The sequence below is a fragment of the Actinomadura oligospora ATCC 43269 genome, assembly GCF_000518265.1.
Taxonomy (GTDB): Bacteria; Actinomycetota; Actinomycetes; order Streptosporangiales; family Streptosporangiaceae; genus Spirillospora; species Spirillospora oligospora.
The window spans coordinates 250,494-270,716 of record NZ_JADG01000003.1; the positions used below are offsets into that span (position 1 = coordinate 250,494).

A 20,223-nucleotide genomic window follows, 5' to 3' on the forward strand; every position below is an offset into this window, starting at 1 on the left:
AAGGAGGGGGTCGGCCGTCCAGGGAGGTCGGTCGTTCAGGGAGGAGTCAGTCGTTCAGGGCGGCGTCGTGGACGAGCAGCGCGATCTGGACGCGGTTGTTGAGCTCCAGCTTCGCCAGCAGCCGCGACACGTACGCCTTCACCGTCGCGACGCTCAGCGACAGCTCGCGGCCGATCTCGCTGTTGGTCAGGCCGCGTCCGACGCGCGTGGCGACCGCCAGCTCACCCTCGCTGAGCCGGTCGAGCAGGGCGCGCGCCCGCTCCTGCCGCGGGTCGACGCCCGCCTCGGCGACGTACCCCATCATCTTGCGCAGCACCGCCGGGGACAGCATCGGCTCCCCGGCCGCGACCTGCCGGACCGCCCGCATGATCTCCGGCGGCGGGGTGTGCTTGAGCAGGAAGCCGCTCGCGCCCGCGCGCATCGCCCGCAGGATGTGGTCGTCGGTGTCGAACGTGGTCAGGATGATGATCTCCGGCGGCTCGCGCCGGGAGCGCAGCAGCTGGGTCGCGGCCAGGCCGTCCACGCGCGGCATCCGGATGTCCATCAGCACCACGTCCGGGCGGTGCGCGTTCACGGCGGCGACGACCTCGGCGCCGTCGGCGACGTCCGCGACGATCTCCAGGTCGTCCGCGCCCGCCAGCATCATCGTCAGCCCCGCGCGGACGAGCGGATCGTCGTCCACGATGAGCACCCGGATCACCTCAGCCACACCCTCCACCTTATGGTTCACCCACCGGTAGCCGCGCCACCAGCAGGAACGTTCCCTCCGGCGTCCGGCCGTGGCTCAGCGTCCCGCCGACCAGCGCGACCCGCTCGCCCAGGCCGAGCAGCCCGGCCCCCGCCCCGGGCAGCCCCGAGACCGCCCGTCCGGCCTCCCCGGCCCCCGGCGGAAGCGGGTTCTCGATCCGGACGACCAGCTCCCCGCCCTCGGCGAGCAGCCCCACCCGCACGCGAGCCCCGGGAGCGTGCTTCCGCGCGTTCGTCAGCCCCTCCTGGACGATCCGGTAGGCGTGCCGTCCGATCCGCTCGGGCACGCCTCCGCCCGCCCCCACCCGATCGTCCAGCTCGAGGCGGTCTCCGGCGGCGCGGGCCTCGGTGATCAGGGACGGGAGGTCGGCGAGCGTCGGCTGCGGACGCTCCGGGGCGTCGTCCGGGACCTCCGGGACGGCGCGCAGGACGCCGATGACCTCCCGCAGGTCCTCCATGGCCTCGTACGCGCCCCGCCGGATGATCCCGGCGGCCTCGCGCTGCGCCTGCGGCGCGTCCGGGCCGAACTCCAGGGCCCCGGCGTGGACGGCGAGCAGCGAGATCCGGTGCGCCAGGACGTCGTGCATCTCGCGCGCGAGCCGCTCGCGCTCCAGCAGCCGCGCCTCCTCGACGCGCAGCCGCTGCCCCTCCTCCGCCTGCCGGGCCCGCTCCCGCAGCGACTCGACCAGCAGCCGCCGCGACCGGACGAGCATCCCCGCCGTGACCAGGACGGCGTGCAGCAGCGAGAAGACGACCGCCCCCTCCACGAACCCCTGCCGGGACGTGGTGGTCAGCGCCATCAGCCCGCACACGACCGTCGTCTCGGCCAGCGCGATCGGCACCGCCGCCCGCCACGGCCGCAGTACCGCGACGTTGAACACCGCGATCGCCGCGACCCCGTACGCGGCGGCCCCGGTGAACTGCGCCAGGATCAGCCCGATCGCCAGCGCCACCGGACGGTTCCGCCGGAACAGCAGCACCGCCAGGCAGCACAGCACGCCGAGCACCAGCTCCCGCGCCTGCGCCGACGTGCTGTTCTGGCTCGGCTGGTCGATCTGGGACAGCCCGTTCGTGACCAGCGCCAACACCGCTCCGAGCGCCGTGACGCCGAGGTCCCCGGCCCATTCCCGGGCAGACCGCCCATCTCTCACGAAAGCGACGCTATCGACCGTCCGTCCCGCGCGGGCCCGCCAACGGTCGCCCGCCCATCGACTTTGGTCTATCCCCGCCGGGGACGTGACCGCCCTGGACTTGACCTTCACATCGATGTCAGGCATTAGGGTCGTCCCCTCAAAAGATCTTGAAGAGACGAGGTGGCGACGATGCCGGGTGTGGTGATCATCGGAGCGGGTCCGGGAGTCGGGCAGGCCGTGGCGCGCAGGTTCGCCGTGGAGGGACTGCCGGTCGCCCTGCTGGCCCGGAGTGAGAAGACCCTGCGCGAGGCGGCGGACGCGCTCGCCTCCACCGGCGTGCCGGTCGCCACGTTCACGGCCGACGCCGCTGACAGGACCGACCTGGACGCCGCGCTCGACAAGGCCGTCGGCGAGCACGGCGTCCCGGACGTCGTCGTCTACAACGCCGCCCTCATCCGTCCGGACGTCCTGGGCGAGCTGTCGGTGCGCGAGCACATGGACGCGTGGGCGGTCAACGTGGTCGGCGCGGCCAACGCCGCCGCCCGCCTCGCCCCGGCCATGGCCGAGCGCGGCGGCGGGACGTTCCTGATCACCGGCGGCATGCCCGAGCCGAAGCCGGAGTACGTCAGCCTCTCCCTGGGCAAGGCGGGCGTCCGGACGCTGGTCACGCTCATCGACCAGCAGTACGGCGAGGCCGGGGTGCACGCGGCGAGCGTCACGATCGCCGGCCCGGTCGCCCCCGGCACCGACTTCGACCCCGACGACATCGCCGAGCACTACTGGCGCCTGCACGAGCAGCCCCGCCCCGACTGGCAGCACGAAGCCCTCCACACCGGCCGCTCCTGACCTGTCGGCGCGGTCCCACGCGCGCGGCTGCGGCGACGAACTCCGGCGGGCCGCTACGACGGAGGCCCCTCCTCGCTCGCGGCCACGGCTCACGCGGCGTCCGCCGCTTTGTCTGGAGCTTCGCTGCTTTGTCTGGAGTGACGGATGGGGATTGTCGGACAAACCCGTGCGTCCCAGAGTGGGGTCTGACCAGCCGAAAGGTCACCGGTCAAGAGGTCGTCCGTGATCGTCGGACAGGGAAGGGACCACCCAATGAAGATCAGATCGAGCGTCCGCGCCGTCGCCGTGCTCGGCGCGGCCACCGCACTCCTCGGCGCCGTCAGCACCGGCCCCGCCAACGCCACCGTCCAGACCCCCGTGGCCGGCAAGGGCATCGTCATCCCGCTGCACGGGAAGGCCGACGCCCGAACCGGCGACGCCTCCAAGCCTGGTCTGCTCGCCTACTACGGATGCGCAAGCGGGACCGTCTGCATCTACCCTGGCGCGGACTGGAACAACAGCCAGCCCATCTACCGCTTCTACGAGTACGGTGCCGCCCGGTTCTACAACCTGTACGGCACCAAGCGCGTGATGAACAACCAGTACGCCACGTCGACGCACAACGGACGGGTTTACGTGTGTCACGGCCAAGACGGAAACAACTGCGACATCTGGATCGGTCCCGGACAGTTCCACGACGTCAAGGACATCGGTTCGTACAACAGCCTCTTGCTCACCTAGCACTACCAGGTCACCTCATCAGCACGGCTCGGAGATAGGACGCCGGGAGCCCGGCCCTTCTGTCCAGCCACCATCAGAAGAGCAGGGCGCTCCCGGAAACGCAGGCCCTCCCCGGTTCCACGGGGAGGGCCTGCGTGTGCGCGTGTGGTGGCGCGTTGTCGAATCCGTTCGCGTTCGGCACGCTGCTGTTCGACCTGGAAGCCGACCCGGAACGGGCCACCGCCTGAGGAGCACTCCGCCGATGAACGCCGCAGACCGTGAAGCCCGCGTCGAGGAGGCCCTCGCCCGGCTCGACCTGGACGCCAAGGCGAGCCTGCTGTCCGGGCAGGACCTCTGGACCCTGCCCGCGCTGCCCGAGATCGGCCTCGCCTCGATCGTGATGTCGGACGGCCCGGTCGGAGTGCGCGGGACCGCGTTCGACCCGTCCGACACGTCCCTCACCCTGCCGAGCCCGACCGCCCTCGCCGCGACCTGGGACCCGGACCTGGCCCGACGCGCCGGACGGGCCCTCGCGGCCGAAGCCCATCGCAAGGGCGTGCACGTCCTGCTCGCGCCGACCGTCAACCTGCACCGGTCACCGCTCGGCGGACGGCACTTCGAGTGCTACTCCGAGGACCCGCTGCTCACCGCCCGCATCGGCGCGGCCCACGTCACCGGCGTCCAGGAGTGCGGCGTCGCCGCGACGGTGAAGCACTTCGTCGCCAACGACGCCGAGACCGAGCGGTTCACCGTGACGAACCGGATCGGGGAGCGCGCGCTGCGCGAGCTGTACCTCGCGCCGTTCGAGCAGATCGTCGCGGAGGCCCGGCCGTGGCTGGTGATGTCGGCCTACAACGCCGTCAACGGCCCGACCATGACCGAGAACCGGGAGCTCCAGTCCGGCGTGCTGCGCGGCGAGTGGGGCTTCGACGGCGTGGTGGTGTCGGACTGGCTGGCGGCCCGCGACACCGTCCGGGCGATCGAGGGCGGGCTGGACGTCGCGATGCCCGGCCCGCGCACGGTGTTCGGGCGCGCGCTGGCGGCGGCCGTCCGGGACGGGCGCGTGAGCGAGAAGAGCGTGGACGACGCCGTCCGGAACGTCCTGCGGCTGGCCGCCCGCGTCGGCCTGCTCGACGGCCTCCCTCCCGAAGTGCCCGCCGAGAGCCGCCCTGTCCCCGAGGACGGCCGCGCGGTGGCTCGCGAGATCGCGACGCGCTCCTTCGTCCTGCTGCACAACCGCGCGAGCGTCCTTCCCCTGGACCCGGCGGTACTTCCGGGCGGCATCGCGCTCATCGGACGCGCCGCCGAGGCACCGCGCGTCCTCGGCGGCGGCTCGGCCACCGTCTTCCCCGAACGCGTCGTGTCCCTCCTGGACGCCCTGCGCGACGCCCTCCCCGAGGCGACTCCGCTCACCCACGAACCCGGAACCGACCTCACCGAGGCGCTCGCCGTCGCGGGGGAGGGCTTCGACCTGTGGACGGTCCTGCGCGCCGAGCGCGGCGCGGTGCTCGCCCAACAGGAGGTCACGAGCGGGCGCATCCGCTGGACGGACTCGTCCCTGCCGGGCGGCGTCGACTACGACGCGCTCGCGACGGTCGAGCTGACCGGCCGTTTCACCCCGCGGGAATCCGGTTCGCACACCTTCGGCACGCGAGGCGTCGGGGCGTTCACTCTCACCGTGGACGGCCACGTCCTGTTCGACGGAGAGCACCGCTCAGCGGGCGCGGACCCTCTGGAAGCCCTCACGGGCCGTCCGATCCCACGCGGCGACATCGAACTGCGCGCAGGTGAACCGGTCGAGGTCGTCCTGCTCGCCACCACTCCCAAGATGGAGTACGGCGACCTGCGCGGAGTCTCCTTCGCCCTCGCGCACGCCGCGCCCGCGCGCTCCGACGACCCCCTGATCGACCGCGCGGTGGCCGCCGCCGCGTCCGCCGACGTCGCGGTCGTCGTGGTCGCCACGACCGAGGCCGTCGAGAGCGAGGGCTTCGACCGCGAGACCCTGCGCCTGCCCGGACGCCAGGACGACCTGGTCGCACGGGTCGCCGCCGCCAACCCCCGCACCGTCGTCGTCGTGAACGCCGGATCGCCGGTCGAGATGCCGTGGCGCGACGACGTGGCGGCGGTCCTCCTGTCCTGGTTCCCAGGTCAGGAGGGCGGGGCCGCGCTGGCGGACGTCCTGCTGGGCCTTGACGAGCCCGGCGGACGCCTCCCCACCACCTGGCTTGCCCGCCTCACCGACGCCCCGGTCACCCGCGTCACCCCCGAGGACGGCGTCCTGCCCTACGACGAGGGCGTCTTCATCGGCTACCGCGCCTGGCAGCGCCACCCGGCCGTCCCCGCCTACCCGTTCGGACACGGCCTCGGCTACACCACCTGGACCTACGAGACCTTGGAGACGACCGCCGACTCCGCGCGCGTCCGCGTCCGCAACACCGGCGACCGTCCGGGCCGAGAGACCGTGCAACTCTACGTAGGCCCGGCCGAGGCGGACCCGTCCCGCCCCACCCACTGGCTGGCAGGCTTCGCCACCGCGACCGCCGCCCCTGGCGAGATGGCCGACATCGAGGTGCCCCTACCGCTCCGCGCCTTCCAGATCTGGGATGAGGAAACTTCCACCTGGACGACCGTCCCCGGTGACTACCGAATCCACGCCGCCCACGACGCCACCGACCTGCGCCTCACAACAACCCTCACCATCCCCTGACCCGCGCCCACCAGGTTCAGGCGCGTCGGGCTCAGCCGTCGGTCGACTGACGAGCACGGTGGGCGCGAAGCTTGTGCCGGTTGCCGCACCGCTCCATCGAGCACCAGCGCCGCGCCCCCGGACGGGACGAGTCGACGAACACGAGCGGGCAGTTGTCGCTCGCACACTCCCGGATGCGCCCGGCGAGCGGCCCGGTCAGCAGCTCGATCATCTCCCTGGCCATCGTCGACAGCGCCTGCGTGGCCGTCACCGGCGGCGCCCACCCCACGGAGCCGCCGTCCGCGGCCAACTCCGGAGCCAACGCAGGCGCGGAAGCGGCCCGGTTGATGACCGCCACGTCCTCGGCCGCGAGCGGCAGCCCGTCGGCGCGAGCGTGCGCGACGACCCAGACGGCCTGCCGCAACGTCTTGGCCGCGACCAGCTCGGACGGCGTGACCGGAACGGTCAGGGCAACCGACAACGGCGGCTCGGCCAGCCATTCGGCCAGGTCGCCGGGCTCATGAAGCGTCTCGAACACCGCGTACGGGCCCTCGCCCCCGGTGTGCGCGAAATCCAGGCATACGGCCCCGGCGTCGAACCGAAATGACCCGCCCTTGGGATCGTGCAGAACCCGACCGGTTGTGCTCGTGCGCATGAAACCACTATAACTGGTTTCACATGGACACCCCTTAAACGGGTTTCGTCTCCGAGGAGGGCAACGATGACCGTCCGTCACATCAACCCCGAGGGCATGCACCGCAGCCCGGCGTTCAGCCAGGCCGTTGTGGTCGAGCAGCCCGCGAAGACCATCTACATCGGGGGCCAGAACGGCGTGGGCCCCGACGGCAAGGTCGTCGGCCCCACCCTCGCCGACCAGGCCGCCCAGGCGCTCCGCAACATCACCACCATCCTGGAGAGCGAGGGCGCGACCCTGGCGGACATCGTCCACTGGCGCGTCGCCGTCGTGGAAGGCCATTCCTTCAACGACGGCTACGCCGCCTTCCAGGAGATCTGGGACCCCAAGAACCCCCCACCCGCCATCACCGTCCACGTGGTCACCGGCCTCGGCCCCGACCACCTCGTGGAAATCGACGCCGTAGCCGCCCTCTGACCCCACACCCGACCCGCCTCACCCCGTCAGAGGTGTGGTGGTGACGGGTTGGCCTAGGGCGCTGCCTTGGAGCCAGTCGGTCCAGGACTTGGCCCAAGGGGTGGGGCCGTTGCCGAAGCGGAGTTTGCGGGACGTGCCGGTGACCTCGATGATGTCGCCGACGTTGGTGAAGTCGAAGAACCACTTCGCGTCCGAGGGGGACGCGTTGACGCAGCCGTGGCTGACGTTGGAGTTGCCCTGGGAGCCGGTGGACCACGGGGCCGCGTGGACGAACGTGCCGCTGTAGGTCATGCGGACGTTCCAGTCGGTGGGGATCCGGTACGCGCCGGGATCGCCGGTGGTCGCCGAGTCCATGATGATGTGGGCGTCCTTCTCCTGGGCGATCATGACGCCGGTGTAGCTGTCGTCGCCCGGACGGCCCAGGCTGACCGGCAGCGTCCGGACGAGCCTGCCCGCTTTGTAGACCTTCGCCTCATGGGTCTCGGCGTTGATCCTCGTGTAGTGCTTCGCGCCGACGGTGAAGGAGAGCGCGCGGTCCTTGGTGCCGTAGAGGCCGGTGCCCGCCTTCACCCCGGCCAGGTGCGCGACCAGCTTCACCTTCGTGCCGGACGGCCAGTACTCCTTCGGCCGGAAGTCGACCTCGCGGTCGCTGATCCAGTACCAGGCGCCCGTGATGTGGGTGGACGTCCGCAACTCCAGGGATCGTTCGACCGCCTGCTTGCCCGCCTTCGTCGGCACGTCGCCGCTCAGCAGCAGCTGGATGGGGATGCCGACGCCGACGGCCTCGCCGTTCAGCGGCGCCAGGCCGCTCTCGAGCTTCTGCTTGGCGGCGAGCGTGGTGAACGTGGACGTCGCGGTCGCCTGCTTGCCGCCGTCGCCGCCGTGCGCGGTCACCGTGTACGTCGCGCCCGGGACGAGACCCCACGACGTCTGCCAGCTCCTACCGTCCGGCGACAGTTTTCCGTCGGCCTTGCGCCCCTTGGCGTCGGCGACGGAGACGTCCGTCAGTCTGCCCTTCGCGGCCTTCACCACGACCGGCTGGTCGGGAGCGACCTGCTGCGTCCCGTTCGCCGGAGTGATGGACGGCGGGGGAGCGGCGTCCTTCGAGCCGCCCCCGCCCGACCCGCCACCGGACGAACAGCCCGCTACCAGCGAGAACACCCCGACCAGCGCCACACCTTCCCTGAACCTGCCCACGCTCGTACCTCCCCGTCGTCCCCTCCAGGGTAAGCACGCACCTCCGGCCAGCAGGGCCGAGCCGATTCTCTTCACAAGGCCGGCGGCCCGCCCTGTCGGAACTGGGCGCCATGCCGCTGTCAGCGATTGCGGAAGTCGACCTTCGCGCGCAGGGCGGCGAACTCGTCGTCGTTCTCCGTGTACGCGTCGAAGGAGATTCGGAAGTCGCCCCGGGGAATCTCCCGGGGCAACTGGAACGTCCAGGTCTGTTTCCAGGGTCCTGGGGGAGCCTCCAGGTCGCCCGAAAGCTTGCCGCCCCAGCTCGCCAGCAGATCGGGCAGCGAGAGCGTCCGGCGAACCAGGGTGATAAGGCCGAGCTTCACGGTCATCTGCACGTACACCTGCGCCAGATCCACCTTCTGGCGCAGCTCACCCTCCAGGTCGACGCGGAGCTGACTCCCCGGCTTGGGGAACGAGGGATCCAAGGTGACGTCGCTGATCCGCAGGACGTAGGAGTCGTCGCTGAGGTCTTCGAGCAAGTCTGTTGACATGTCCAGACCGTATCCAAATCACTGCGGATGGTAACTGCATCTCGACGGGCAGGCATGTCGCCGAGAACGGAGCCCGCTCAAACGTGTCGACCTGCCCACTGAAACCCCGGCGCAGGGGGCACCACGGGACCAAGAGCGAAGGCGGGACCTCCGCCGACAAGCCCGCCGCGCCGCCCGCAGCATCGGCCGCCCCATCCGAACCAAGGTCCACGCCTCCACCCGACTCTTCGCGTGCCATAGGACCAGGTCAGATGGCATTCCAGCACGCGAGAAGGGCGGTCCCCGAGGTTGGGGACCGCCCTTGCCCGCGCGCTGAAGGTCCTTGGGGACAGACCAACCGGGAGCCGTGCCAACGCACGGCTCCCGGTTGGTCTGTCCCGGATCAGGTCAGGGGGATGCGATGCGCTCGATTCCGCGGGGGAGTTCTGCTGCGGCGGCGCGGTCCAGGAGGAACAGTGTGGAGCGACGTCCGCGCGCGCCCGCGACCGGGACCTGCACGGGCCCGGCCTCGGGGGACAGGCCCAGCCGGACGGCCTTGGCCTTCGACTCGCCCGCCGCGAGCACCCACACGTCCCGGGCCGCCCGCAGGGACGGCATGGTCAGCGAGATGCGCGTCGGCGGCGGCTTCGGCGCGCCGCGCACGCCCACCACCGGACGGTCGTCGTACAGCGCGGGCATCCCCGGGAACAGCGACGCGACGTGCGCGTCCGGCCCGACGCCCAGCATCAGCACGTCGAAGGACGGGACGGGGCCGTGGTCCTCCGGACGCGCCGCCCGGCGCAGCTCCTCGGCGTACCGCGCGGCGGCGGCCTCGGGGTCGGCGCCGTCCGGGCCGTTCGTCGCGGGCATCGGGTGCACCCGCGCCGGGTCGAGGTCCACGTGGTCGAGCAGCGCCGCGCGCGCCCCGGTCTCGTTGCGCTCCGGGTCGCCGGTCGGCAGGAACCGCTCGTCGCCCCACCAGATGTCCAGCTTGTGCCAGTCGATCGCGTCCCGCGCGGGCGTGGCGTTCAGCGCGGACAGGACGGCCGTGCCGACGCCGCCGCCCGTCAGCACCACCGAGGCGGTGCCGCGCGCGGCCTGGGCGTCCACGATCCGGGTGACCAGGCGCGCCGCCGCGGCCTTCGCCAGCAGCTCCTGGTCGCGGTGGATCAGGACGGTCGGAGTGCTCACTTGGACGACCCCGAACCCGAGCCGGAGCCCGGCCGCTTGGCGGGCGCCGCCTTCTTCGCGGCGCTCTTGTCCGCCGCCTCGGCCTCCTGCTGCGTGGTCGCGGCGGACAGGTCCTTGGCGAACCGCGTCACCGCGTCCTGGTACACCTCGTCCGGGTCGAGCCGTCGCAGCTCCTCGGCCAGCAGGTCGGCCATCGGACGGCGCTGCAGCGAGACCTGCCGGTCCGGCTGGCCGGGACGCGCGAGCGTCGCGACGCGTCCGTCGGGACGTGACACCTGGATGTCGCCGTCCTTGGTCGTCAGCCGGACGGCGGTGATGCCAGGCCCGTCCGACGAGGACCGGACGACCCGGATGCCGAGCCGCACCTCGAGCCAGGCCGCCAGCAGTTCGGCGGACGGGCTGTCCGGCTCCGCCGAGACCTCGCCACCGGTGATCCGGTCGTGGTCCTGGTCGAGCGCCGCCGCCAGCAGCGAACGCCAGTTGGTGATGCGGGTCCAGGCGAAGTCGGTGTCGCCAGGGCGGTACACCTCGGCGAGCCGGGCGAGGGTGCCGAGCCGGTCGCGGGCCGCGTAGGAGTCGGTCACCCGGCGCGCGGCGAGCGCGCCGAGCGGGTCGGACGCCGGGGCCTTCGGGACCCGTCCGCCCGGCCACCAGGTGACCACCGGGGTGTCCGGCATCAGCAGCGGCACGACGACCGAGTCGGCGTGCTCGGCGAGCGGGCCGTACATGCGCAGCAGCACGGTCTCGCCCGGCCCGGTCTCGCCCATCCGGATCTCGGCGTCCAGCCGGGACGAGCTGCCGCGCGCGTCCCGCGAGATGACCGTCAGCACCCGGCACGGGTGCTCGCGGGCCGCCTCGGTCGCCGCGCGGACCGCGTCGTACTGCGCCGACTCGTCGGTGACGATGATCAGGGTGAGCACCATGCCGACGGCCGGGCCGCCCATCAGGTGCCGGGCCTGGGTCAGCGACTCCTGGATCCGGCGGGTGGTGGTGTTGGTGAGATCGATGTTCATGGGTTAGAGCCGCCTCCAGACACGGCCGTCGCGCGCCATCATCGCGTCCGAGCTGTCGGGCCCGTAGCCGCCGGACTTGTACTGGTCGACCTTCTTCTGGGACGCCCAGTGCTCCTCGACCGGGTCGAGGATCCGCCAGGACAGCTCGACCTCCTCCTGCCGCGGGAACAGCGGCGGGTCGCCGATCAGCACGTCCAGGATCAGCCGCTCGTAGGCCTCGGGGGACGACTCGGTGAACGACTCGCCGTAGGCGAAGTCCATGTTGACGTCGCGGATCTCCATCGAGGTGCCGGGCACCTTCGAGCCGAACCGGACGGTGATGCCCTCGTCCGGCTGCACCCGCATGACCAGGGCGTTCTGCCCCAGCTCCTCGGTGTCGGTCTGCGAGAACGGCTGGTGCGGGGCCTTCTGGAACACCATCGCGACCTCGGTGACCCGGCGCGACAGGCGCTTGCCGGTGCGCAGGTAGAACGGCACCCCGGCCCAGCGGCGGCTGTCGATCTCCAGCTTGACCGCCGCGTAGGTCTCGGTGGTGGACGACTGCGGGATGCCCTCCTCCTCCAGGTATCCCGCGACCTTCACGCCGCCCTGCCATCCCGCCGCGTACTGGCCGCGCGCGGTCGCCAGCGACAGGTCGTCCGGCAGCCGCACCTGCGACAGGATCTTCGCCTTCTCCGCGCGGACGGCCTCGGAGCTGAACGAGGTCGGCTCCTCCATCGCGGTCAGGGCGAGCAGCTGGAGCAGGTGGTTCTGGATGACGTCGCGGGCCGCGCCGATGCCGTCGTAGTACCCGGCGCGTCCGCCGATGCCGATGTCCTCGGCCATCGTGATCTGCACGTGGTCGACGTGGTACCGGTTCCAGATCGGCTCGAACATCGTGTTGGCGAACCGCAGCGCCAGGATGTTCTGGACGGTCTCCTTGCCGAGGTAGTGGTCGATCCGGAAGATCGACTCCTCGGGGAAGACCCGGTGCACGATGTCGTTGAGCTCCTGGGCCGACTTCAGGTCGTGCCCGAACGGCTTCTCGATGACGACCCGCCGCCAGGAGTTCTCCGACCGGTCGGCCAGGCCGCTGCGCTGCAGCTGCTCGGTGACCGTCGAGAAGAACTTCGGCGGGATCGACATGTAGAAGGCGTAGTTGCCGCCGGTGCCGCGGCTGGCGTCCAGTTCCTTGACCGCCATGGCCAGCGCGTCGAACGCGCCGGGGTCGTTGAACTCGCCGGGGACGAAGTGCATGCCCTCCGACAGGTGGTCCCAGACGTCCTCGCGGAACGGGGTGCGCGCGTGCTCCTTGACCGCCTCGTAGGCGATCTGGCGGAAGTCCTGGTGGTCCCAGTCGCGGCGGGCGAAGCCCACCAGCGAGAACCCGGGCGGCAGCAGCCCCCGGTTGGCCAGGTCGTAGATGGCCGGAAGCAGCTTCTTGCGCGACAGGTCCCCGGTGACCCCGAACAACACCAGCACGCACGGCCCGGCCACACGTGGCAGCCGCTTGTCCCGCGGATCCCGGAGCGGATTGGGTGCTGTGTCCGTCACGTGGCGGTCCCCTCTTCTCGCACTATGCCGTGGACCGTTCCTGCCCACTTGTTTCTTGAGTCCCCTCGCCGCGCCGTGCACGGCTCGCGCCGTCCGCGCGGGCGAGGGCGTCGCGGGCGGCGCGTCGGGCCGGGCGTCGCGCACCGGTCCCGGACCGGCGCGTCGGCGCCGGTCACCCCCAGGTATACGCCCATCTCGCGAAGATCATTCCCTTCGGCGGGGTAACGGCAACCCCAGGCGATCGTCACAGGCCGGTCGGTCACCCCGTCGCCTGCGCTCTCATCCCGGACCCTCCGCTCTGCGGCGCCCCGGCGGCCCCGCCCTGCGCCGTGCCCGCCCCGCCCTGCGCCGCGCCGGACGTGCCGAGGGCACGGACGGCCTCGGCGAGGCGTCCCGCGCCCTCCACCGCGTCCCGCAGGTGGACGCGGACGACCGGCAGACCCAGCGCGCGCAGCGCCCGCTCCTCGGCGAGCGCCCGCGCCAGCTGCAACGACGCCAGCCCGTACGGACGGCCCGGCACCGGCATGTCGGCGACCGGGTCGCCCTCCGGCGGGTTGCTGGTGACCAGAAGGAACGCGCCGCCACCCGGGCCGCGCTTGTGCACGGAACCGGTCGCGTGCAGATACCCCGGACCCGCGCCGTAAACCACCGGACGGCCCGTGTGCCGCGCCAGCGTCGGCGCGAGGTAACGCCCGGAGAACTCGCCGGACAGGTACGTCACCACCGACAGGTAGCCCTCCGGCGGCACCTGCGCCAGCAGCGCCACGAGCGTCGCGGACAGCCCGTCCGGGTGGTGCGGGACGGGCAGGTCGGTGTGGATCTCCATGTCCTCGTCGGCGAACACCGGACGGCCGGTCGGCAGCGGTCCGCCCGCCGCCGTGGCCAGCAGCGAGGCCGCGTCGTCCTCGGCGTCCTGCGCGACGGTGCCGCCCGGCTCGAACGGGTTCACGCCGAGCAGCCACCCGGCGACCGCCGTCGCGTACTCCCACAGCAGGAACTGCGCGCCGAGCGGCGCCCACACCGAGGTCTCGGCGTCGCCGTGCGTCCCCTGCTTGGGGTTCAGCGCGATGGCGTGCGCGTCGGCCAGTTGCGCCGGGCTGCCCGGCGGCTCGAGCGCCAGCACGCCCCGGCCGCGCTTGCCGGTTCCGGCCGCGAGCACCTGCGCGATCCAGCCACTGAGCGCGCCGGACCCGCCTGGCTCGTGCAGCGCGAGCTTGGCCCGCGCAAGTCCCTCGGGCCCGCGCTGCGCGCAGCCGCCGATGATGGCGCCGAGCAGCAGGCCCGGATTGTCCTTGTCGTTCTGCAGGGCGGGAGCGAGCGCGGCGGCCTCGTCCAGCACCTGGCCCACGTCCGCACCCGCGAGCACCGCGGGCACCAGCCCGTACGCCGAGAGCGCCGCCATGTGCCCCGGCAGGCCGGGATCGGTCAGCCCTACCCGGTACCCCTTGCCGCGCGCGAACCCGTGCAGCGGGCTGCCCTGGTCGGTGATCACCACGAACCGCGCGGCGAGCTCCCGGTCGGTGAGCCCCTTCTGCCGGAACGCGTCCGCGAGGATGCGCAGGTAGGCGTCCCCTTCGAGGGACACTCCGGACTTGCTCGCCAGCACCACCAGGGTGCGGTCGAGGCGCTCCAGCGTGAACGCGAGCGCCGCGGTGTCCGAGCCGTCCAGGACGGTGAGGGCCCCGGCCGTGGTCCCGGCGGCGGCGTGCTGCTCCATGATCGCCTGCGCGGCCAGGGCGTCCGCGCCGATCCCGACCAGCACCACGTGGTCCAGGCCCGCGTACCGCGCCTCGGCGACGACGTCGTCCACCTTGTCCAGCAGGTAGCGGGAGGCGAACGGCAGGTCCAGCCAGGCCAGCCTGCTGTGGTCGACGGCCCGCCGGCCCCACAGCCGCGGGTCCTTGGCCGCCAGTGCCGCGGGCACCCCGCAGGCGACCAGGTAGTCGCGCGCCTGCAGCGCCTGCTCGAGCACGTCGCCGCGCGTCAGTACGTCGAATCCGGACACCGTTCCTCCCCGACCCATCGTTTCAGGACTCACCCGGCATTCGCGACCGACTCTCCGATCTTCCATGTGTCGATTTGTGAACAAGTGAGAAAAAACGAGGACAAAACCGTGAAGCCCGGCCATACAGGACGGCCGGGCTTCGGAGCCGGTGGATCAGGTGAGCGCCTTGGCGAGCCGGGCCAGCCCGTCGGCGCGGTTCTTCAGGTGCACGCGCACGACCGGACGGGACCGGGCGCGCAACGCGCGCAGGTCGCCGAACGCCTGGGCCAGCTGGAGCTCGGCCAGGCTGTACGGACGTCCGGGGATCGGCACGTCGTGCTCCGCCGCGCCGGTGACCAGAAGGAACGCGCCGTTCTCCGGCCCGCCCTTGTGGTACTGGCCCGTGGAGTGCAGGTAGCGCGGACCCCAGCCGAAGGTGACCGGGACGGGGGAGCGGCGCAGGCGGCCACCCCGTTCGGCCAGCAGCGGACGCAGCGCCGCGGCGGACGCGTCGCCGTCCGGATCCAGGTAGGCCAGGGCGGCCAGGTACCCGCCGTCCGGGACGGCGGCGAGCAACGCGTCCACGGCGTCCGAGAGGGAGCGGACGCCCTTGAGGAGGTCCTCGCGCCCGTGCACCTCGACGGCGTCGTCGGTGAAGGCGGGGGCGCTCGGGATGACGGTCGGGGCGGCGCCCTCGGCCGCGCGCAGCAGCGCGGCGGTGTTGTCCGCGGACTCGGCGACGGCGGGCTGGTCGAACGGGTTGACCCCGATCACCCGTCCCGCCACCGCGACCGCGAACTCCCAGAGCAGGAACTGCGCGCCGAGCGGCCCGGAGACCGACAGACCTGCTTCCCGCGCGGGACCCGGCTCGTCCGGACGGGCGCCCAGGATGACGCGCCGGACGTTCGGGGTGAGCTCGAAACCGGGCGCGGCCACGGCCTCCACGACGACCGGGAGCAGGCCCCGCCCGTCCTTCCCGGTGGACGCCGCGACCAGCTGCTCGATCCACGCGGCGAGGCCGGGCAGACCCGAGCCGTGGTCGGCGACGACGAGCTTGTCGCGCCCCGCGAGCGCGGACGCGCCGAGCGCCGCGCCCAGGGCCAGCGCCGGATTGTCGTAGGGCTGGTCGAGCGTCCCGGCCAGCACGGACGCCTCGTCCAGCAACTCCTCGGTGTCCGCGCCGGCGAGCGCGGACGGCGCCAGCCCGTAGGCGTCCAGCGCGCCGAAGCGACCGCCGGTCTCCGGGTCGCCGTGCAGGGTGTCGTACCGGCCGTCCAGCGGCGAGCCCGGGTCGGTGACGACCAGGACGTGCGCGGCCGGGTCGAGCCCGGCGGCGCCGAACGCGTCCTCGAAGACGCGCAGGTGGGCGTCCGTCTCCACGGTGGTCCCGCTCTTGTCGGCGGCCACCAGCAGCGTCGCCGGCAACGCGGTCAGGGCCGCCCGCACCGTGTGCGGGTCACCGGTGTCCAGGACGACCAGTTCCGTCCCCTCCGGCGCCGCCGACCGGACAATCGCCCCGGCGGCGGCCGTCGCCGCGCCGGTCCCGGCCAGGACGACCCGGGTGAGCCCGGCGGCCCGGGCCTCCCGGACCCGCCCGGCCAGACGGCCGAGCAGGTCACGGGAGGTCTCGGGCAGCCGCAGCCAGCCCAGGCGCCGCGCCGCCACGGGCGCGGCGTCCGGGCCCCACAGGCGACCGGCGCCCTGCAACAGCGCCCCGGGGACGCCGTCGGAGACGAGCCGGTCCAGGACGGACTCGGTCTCGTCCACCAGCGGACCCCGGATGGTGACCGACACCCCCGCTGCGGTCACCACCGAGGTCACGCCTTGGCCGCCTTGTCCCGCAGCTCGGAGGTGATCGTGTCGAGCATCTCCTTCCAGGAGACCTCGAACTTCTCGACGCCCTCGTCCTCCAGGACCTTCACGACGTCGTCGTAGTCGACGCCGACGTCCTTCAGGCTCTGCATGACACCGCGCGCCTCGTCGTACATGGAGGTGATGGTGTCGCCGGCCGGGTCGCCCTTCTCGGACTCCGCCTCGAGCGTCGCCTCCGGCATCGTGTTCACCACGCCGTCGGCGACCAGGCCGTCCACGTACAGGGTCGGCGGGAGGTTCGGGTCCTTCACGCCGGTGGACGCCCACAGCGGACGCTGCGGACGCGCCCCCGCGTCACGCAGCCTCGACCAGCGGTCGGTGCCGAACTTCTCCTCGAACAGCGCGTACGCGAGCCGCGCGTTCGCGAGGCCCGCCTGGGAACGCAGCGCCTTGGCCTCGTCCGTGCCGATCTTGTCCAGGCGCTTGTCGATCTCGGTGTCCACGCGGGACACGAAGAAGGACGCCACCGACTCGATCAGGCGGATGTCGTGCCCGTTCGCGCGGGCCTGCTCCAGGCCGGCGAAGTAGGCGTCGATGACCTCGCCGTACCGCTCCAGGGAGAAGATCAGCGTCACGTTCACGCTGATCCCGTCGGCCAGCGCCGCGGTGATCGCGGGCAGTCCCTCCTTCGTCGCGGGGATCTTGATGAACACGTTCGGCCGGTCGACCATCCACCACAGCGCGCGCGCCTCGGCGATCGTCTTCTCGGTCTCGCGGGCCAGCCGCGGGTCCACCTCGATCGACACCCGGCCGTCCACGCCCTCGCTCCGGTCGTAGACCGGGCGCAGCACGTCGGCGGCCCAGCGGATGTCGTAGGTCGTGATCGCGCGGGACGCCTCCTCGACGTCCACGCCGCGCACCGCCAGGTCACGGACCTGGTCGTCGTAGGCGTCGCCCTTGCCGAGCGCCTTGGCGAAGATCGTCGGGTTGGAGGTGACCCCCACCACGCTCTTCTCCTTGACCAGCTGCTCGAGGTTGCCCGTGCGCAGCCGCTCCCGGCTGATGTCGTCCAGCCAGATCGACACGCCCTGCTGGGAGAGCCTCTTCAGAGTGTCGCTCATCGCTCGTCGCTTCCTCTCGCCTCAGTTACCCGTGGTGCTGCCGCGTCCCGCGCCGGGCGCCGCGGCCTTGATACGGCTGGCCCGCGCCGCCGCCGCGACCCGCTCGGCGGTGAAGCCGAACTGCTCGAACAGCGTCTTGTGGTCGGCCGAGGCGCCGAAGTGCTCGAGGCTGACGACCTGGCCGGCGTCGCCGACGTAGTAGCGCCAGCCGAGCCCGATGCCCGCCTCGATCGCGACGCGGGCGGTGACGCCGGGCGGCAGCACCTCCTGCTTGTAGGAGTCGTCCTGCTCCTCGAACCACTCCACCGACGGCATCGACACCACGCGGGTTGGGATGCCCTCGGCCTGCAGCGTCTCGCGGGCGTCGACGGCGAGCTGCACCTCCGAGCCGGTCGCGATGAGGATCACCTCGGGCCGTCCGCCCTCGGCCTCGGCCAGGACGTAGCCGCCCCGGGCGACGCCGTCGGCGGACGCCAGCTCGCCGGACCGGTCGAAGGTCGGCAGCTTCTGCCGGGACAGGATCAGGCCCGCCGGACGGTCGGTGTGCTCCAGGATCGTCGCCCAGGCGACCGCGGTCTCGTTGGCGTCGGCCGGGCGGACGACGTCCAGCCCCGGGATCGCGCGCAGCGCCCACAGGTGCTCGACCGGCTGGTGGGTCGGGCCGTCCTCGCCGAGGCCGATCGAGTCGTGCGTCCAGACGTAGGTGACCGGCAGCTTCATCAGCGCCGCGAGCCGGACGGCCGGGCGCATGTAGTCGCTGAACACCAGGAACGTGCCGCCGTAGGGGCGGGTGCCGCCGTGCAGCGCGATGCCGTTGAGGATCGAGCCCATGCCGTGCTCGCGGATGCCGAAGTGCAGCGTCCGGCCGTACGGCCCGCCCGGGAACTCCTTGGTCTGGAACTCCTCGGGGATGAAGGACGGCTCGCCCTTCATCGTGGTGTTGTTGGACTCGGCCAGGTCGGCCGAACCGCCCCACAGCTCCGGCAGCACCGGGGCCAGGGCGTTCAGCACCTGTCCGGACGCGGCGCGGGTGGCCAGGTCCTTGCCGGCGGCGAAGGACGGGACGGCCTTCTTCCAGCCCTCGGGCAGCTCGCGCCGGGAGATCCGGTCGTACAGGGCGGCCTTGTCCGGGTTGGCCTTGCGCCACGCCTGGTAGCGCTCGTCCCACTCGGCGTGCGCCGCGCGCCCGCGCTCGACGACGCCGCGCGCGTGGTCCAGGACCTCCGCGTTGACGTCGAAGGTGCGGTCCGGGTCCATACCCATGATCTTCTTGGTGGCGGCCACCTCGTCCGCGCCGAGCGCGGAGCCGTGGATCTTGCCGGTGTTCTTCTTGTTCGGCGCGGGCCAGCCGATGATCGTGCGCAGCGAGATCAGCGACGGGCGGGCGCTCTCGCGCTCGGCGGCGGCGAGGGCCTCGGCGAGCCGGCCGACGTTCTCCTCGTACTCGCCGTCGACGGTCCAGTCGACGGTCTGGACGTCCCAGCCGTAGGCCGCGTAGCGGGCCTTGACGTCCTCCGACTTCGCGATCTGGGTGTCGTCCTCGATCGAGATGTGGTTGTCGTCGTAGATCATGACCAGGTTGCCCAGGCGCTGGTGCCCGGCGATCGCGCTGGCCTCGTGGCTGATGCCCTCCTCGATGTCGCCGTCGGAGGCGATCACCCACACGCGGTGGTCGAAGGGGGACTGGCCGGCGGCGGTCTCCGGGTCGAACAGGCCGCGCTCGCGGCGGGCCGCCATCGCCATGCCGACCGCGTTGCCGATGCCCTGGCCGAGCGGGCCGGTCGTGGTCTCCACGCCCGCGGTGTGCCCGTGCTCGGGGTGGCCCGGCGTCAGGCTGCCCCACTTGCGCAGCCGCTTCAGGTCGTCCAGCGTCAGCGGGTAGCCCGACAGGTAGAGCTGGATGTACAGGGTCAGGCTGGAGTGCCCGCAGGACAGGACGAACCGGTCCCGGCCCGCCCACTCGGGGTCGGTCGGGTCGTGCTGCAGGAAACGCTGGAACAGAAGGTAGGCGGCGGGCGCCAGGCTCATGGCCGTGCCGGGGTGCCCGGAACCGGCTTCCTCGACCGCGTCCATCGCGAGGGCGCGGACCGTGTCCACCGCCCGCCGGTCCAGCTCGGACCACTCAAACGTGCTGTTGTCCCCACTCACGGACGCCAGGCTCCTCTCGAACCACATATTTAGCGATGTCTGTCACACGGAGGCGGAGTCGTTCCTCTGTCGCGTCCGTACGTCGCAACATGACGCGCACCGTGCGTGTTCCCCCCTCGGAGGGGCCCACGGAACGGTGGACGACCCGTGTCACGGGCGCTCCGGCGAGATCGCTCCGGCCCGCCTCCGAGCCTATCCAACCCTGCGGTCGGCTCCCGTGACCTCGTCCGGCCCGGAACCGGTGGAACCCCCGCGGACCGCCTCGTCCGGGAGCCTGCCCGATCGTTTCACGCCATAACCCCCGTCCAGAAGGCCGGAGGCCGAGCGACTGGGGCCGCATGGGCCGGACGGCACGCACGCGGGGAGGAGACCGGCCCGAACCGGGAGGGAGGACCCGCCCCATCGCCCCGGCCGCAGGGCCCTTGACGGACGGCCCGGGACGACGCCGCAGGTCGGACGGGGGCCGGAGGGAGCGCGCGGCGCGTCCGGTGCC

The 20,223-nt window shown here is 72.4% G+C and carries 16 protein-coding genes; 4 read left to right on the forward strand and 12 right to left on the reverse strand.

All coding sequences use genetic code 11. The annotated features are described in order from the left end of the window. Positions 1 to 46: 46 nt before the first annotated feature. Positions 47 to 700: a response regulator transcription factor gene (locus tag P696_RS0101130; RefSeq protein WP_425394125.1), complete on the reverse strand. Its 654-nt coding sequence runs from the start codon at positions 698 to 700 to the stop codon at positions 47 to 49. 19 nt (positions 701 to 719) lie between these two features. Beyond that, positions 720 to 1,898, reverse strand: a complete 1,179-nt coding sequence (locus tag P696_RS42430) for a sensor histidine kinase (RefSeq protein ID WP_157429450.1) — start codon at positions 1,896 to 1,898, stop codon at positions 720 to 722. A 171-nt stretch (positions 1,899 to 2,069) separates the two neighbouring features. Between P696_RS42430 and P696_RS0101140 the strand changes: the two genes are divergently transcribed. The 3 genes from P696_RS0101140 (at position 2,070) to P696_RS0101155 (ending at position 6,132) form a co-directional block, all read left to right on the forward strand. Beyond that, positions 2,070 to 2,726 carry an SDR family NAD(P)-dependent oxidoreductase gene (locus P696_RS0101140; protein ID WP_026410897.1) on the forward strand — a complete coding sequence of 219 codons (657 nt, stop codon included), beginning with the start codon at positions 2,070 to 2,072 and terminating at the stop codon, positions 2,724 to 2,726. A 252-nt stretch (positions 2,727 to 2,978) separates the two neighbouring features. After that, a complete protein-coding gene (locus P696_RS0101145) occupies positions 2,979 to 3,446 on the forward strand; it encodes a hypothetical protein (protein WP_051466534.1) in 468 nt (155 codons plus the stop codon). 241 nt (positions 3,447 to 3,687) lie between these two features. Continuing rightward, complete coding sequence (locus P696_RS0101155) at positions 3,688 to 6,132, forward strand: glycoside hydrolase family 3 protein (RefSeq protein ID WP_026410899.1); 2,445 nt, start codon at positions 3,688 to 3,690, stop codon at positions 6,130 to 6,132. Between the two features lie 31 nt (positions 6,133 to 6,163). On the opposite strand, the gene P696_RS0101160 is transcribed toward P696_RS0101155, so the two are convergent. Then, entirely contained in the window at positions 6,164 to 6,766 is a 603-nt protein-coding gene (locus tag P696_RS0101160) for a CGNR zinc finger domain-containing protein (RefSeq protein ID WP_026410900.1), read from the reverse strand. 66 nt (positions 6,767 to 6,832) lie between these two features. Here P696_RS0101160 and P696_RS0101165 point away from each other — a divergent pair, with 66 nt between their 5' ends. Further along, a complete protein-coding gene (locus tag P696_RS0101165; protein ID WP_026410901.1) occupies positions 6,833 to 7,222 on the forward strand; it encodes a RidA family protein in 390 nt (129 codons plus the stop codon). Between the two features lie 18 nt (positions 7,223 to 7,240). On the opposite strand, the gene P696_RS0101170 is transcribed toward P696_RS0101165, so the two are convergent. From P696_RS0101170 to tkt, 9 genes are all read right to left on the reverse strand, one after another. Continuing rightward, positions 7,241 to 8,419, reverse strand: a complete 1,179-nt coding sequence (locus tag P696_RS0101170; protein ID WP_026410902.1) for a L,D-transpeptidase — start codon at positions 8,417 to 8,419, stop codon at positions 7,241 to 7,243. 119 nt (positions 8,420 to 8,538) lie between these two features. Beyond that, entirely contained in the window at positions 8,539 to 8,949 is a 411-nt protein-coding gene (locus P696_RS42435) for an ML domain-containing protein (protein WP_157429451.1), read from the reverse strand. A gap of 387 nt (positions 8,950 to 9,336) precedes the next feature. After that, on the reverse strand, positions 9,337 to 10,119 hold the full coding sequence (gene pgl, locus P696_RS0101180) for a 6-phosphogluconolactonase (RefSeq protein WP_026410903.1): 783 nt from the start codon (positions 10,117 to 10,119) through the stop codon (positions 9,337 to 9,339). Further along, positions 10,116 to 11,132, reverse strand: coding sequence for a glucose-6-phosphate dehydrogenase assembly protein OpcA (gene opcA, locus P696_RS42440; RefSeq protein ID WP_034482689.1), 1,017 nt, complete (start codon positions 11,130 to 11,132; stop codon positions 10,116 to 10,118). Before opcA ends, pgl begins: the two co-directional genes overlap by 4 nt. A gap of 3 nt (positions 11,133 to 11,135) precedes the next feature. After that, positions 11,136 to 12,665, reverse strand: a complete 1,530-nt coding sequence (zwf, locus tag P696_RS0101190; RefSeq protein WP_026410904.1) for a glucose-6-phosphate dehydrogenase — start codon at positions 12,663 to 12,665, stop codon at positions 11,136 to 11,138. Between the two features lie 259 nt (positions 12,666 to 12,924). Then, positions 12,925 to 14,670, reverse strand: a complete 1,746-nt coding sequence (locus P696_RS42445) for a hypothetical protein (RefSeq protein WP_064743840.1) — start codon at positions 14,668 to 14,670, stop codon at positions 12,925 to 12,927. 153 nt (positions 14,671 to 14,823) lie between these two features. Beyond that, on the reverse strand, positions 14,824 to 16,470 hold the full coding sequence (locus P696_RS0101200) for a hypothetical protein (protein WP_026410905.1): 1,647 nt from the start codon (positions 16,468 to 16,470) through the stop codon (positions 14,824 to 14,826). After that, positions 16,467 to 17,582: a transaldolase gene (gene tal / locus P696_RS0101205; RefSeq protein ID WP_026410906.1), complete on the reverse strand. Its 1,116-nt coding sequence runs from the start codon at positions 17,580 to 17,582 to the stop codon at positions 16,467 to 16,469. Before tal ends, P696_RS0101200 begins: the two co-directional genes overlap by 4 nt. Positions 17,583 to 17,603: 21 nt before the next feature. Then, on the reverse strand, positions 17,604 to 19,730 hold the full coding sequence (gene tkt, locus P696_RS0101210; protein ID WP_026410907.1) for a transketolase: 2,127 nt from the start codon (positions 19,728 to 19,730) through the stop codon (positions 17,604 to 17,606). Positions 19,731 to 20,223: the final 493 nt, after the last annotated feature.

Excerpts from the sequence above, each read along its gene's own strand:
- P696_RS0101140 (WP_026410897.1), top strand. The coding sequence starts at position 2,070 with ATGCCGGGTGTGGTGATCATCGGAGCGGGTCCGGGAGTCGGGCAGGCC.
- P696_RS0101145 (WP_051466534.1), top strand. The coding sequence starts at position 2,979 with ATGAAGATCAGATCGAGCGTCCGCGCCGTCGCCGTGCTCGGCGCGGCC.
- P696_RS0101155 (WP_026410899.1), top strand. The coding sequence starts at position 3,688 with ATGAACGCCGCAGACCGTGAAGCCCGCGTCGAGGAGGCCCTCGCCCGG.
- P696_RS0101160 (WP_026410900.1), bottom strand. The coding sequence starts at position 6,766 with ATGCGCACGAGCACAACCGGTCGGGTTCTGCACGATCCCAAGGGCGGG.
- P696_RS0101165 (WP_026410901.1), top strand. The coding sequence starts at position 6,833 with ATGACCGTCCGTCACATCAACCCCGAGGGCATGCACCGCAGCCCGGCG.
- P696_RS42435 (WP_157429451.1), bottom strand. The coding sequence starts at position 8,949 with ATGTCAACAGACTTGCTCGAAGACCTCAGCGACGACTCCTACGTCCTG.
- opcA (WP_034482689.1), bottom strand. The coding sequence starts at position 11,132 with ATGAACATCGATCTCACCAACACCACCACCCGCCGGATCCAGGAGTCG.
- tal (WP_026410906.1), bottom strand. The coding sequence starts at position 17,582 with ATGAGCGACACTCTGAAGAGGCTCTCCCAGCAGGGCGTGTCGATCTGG.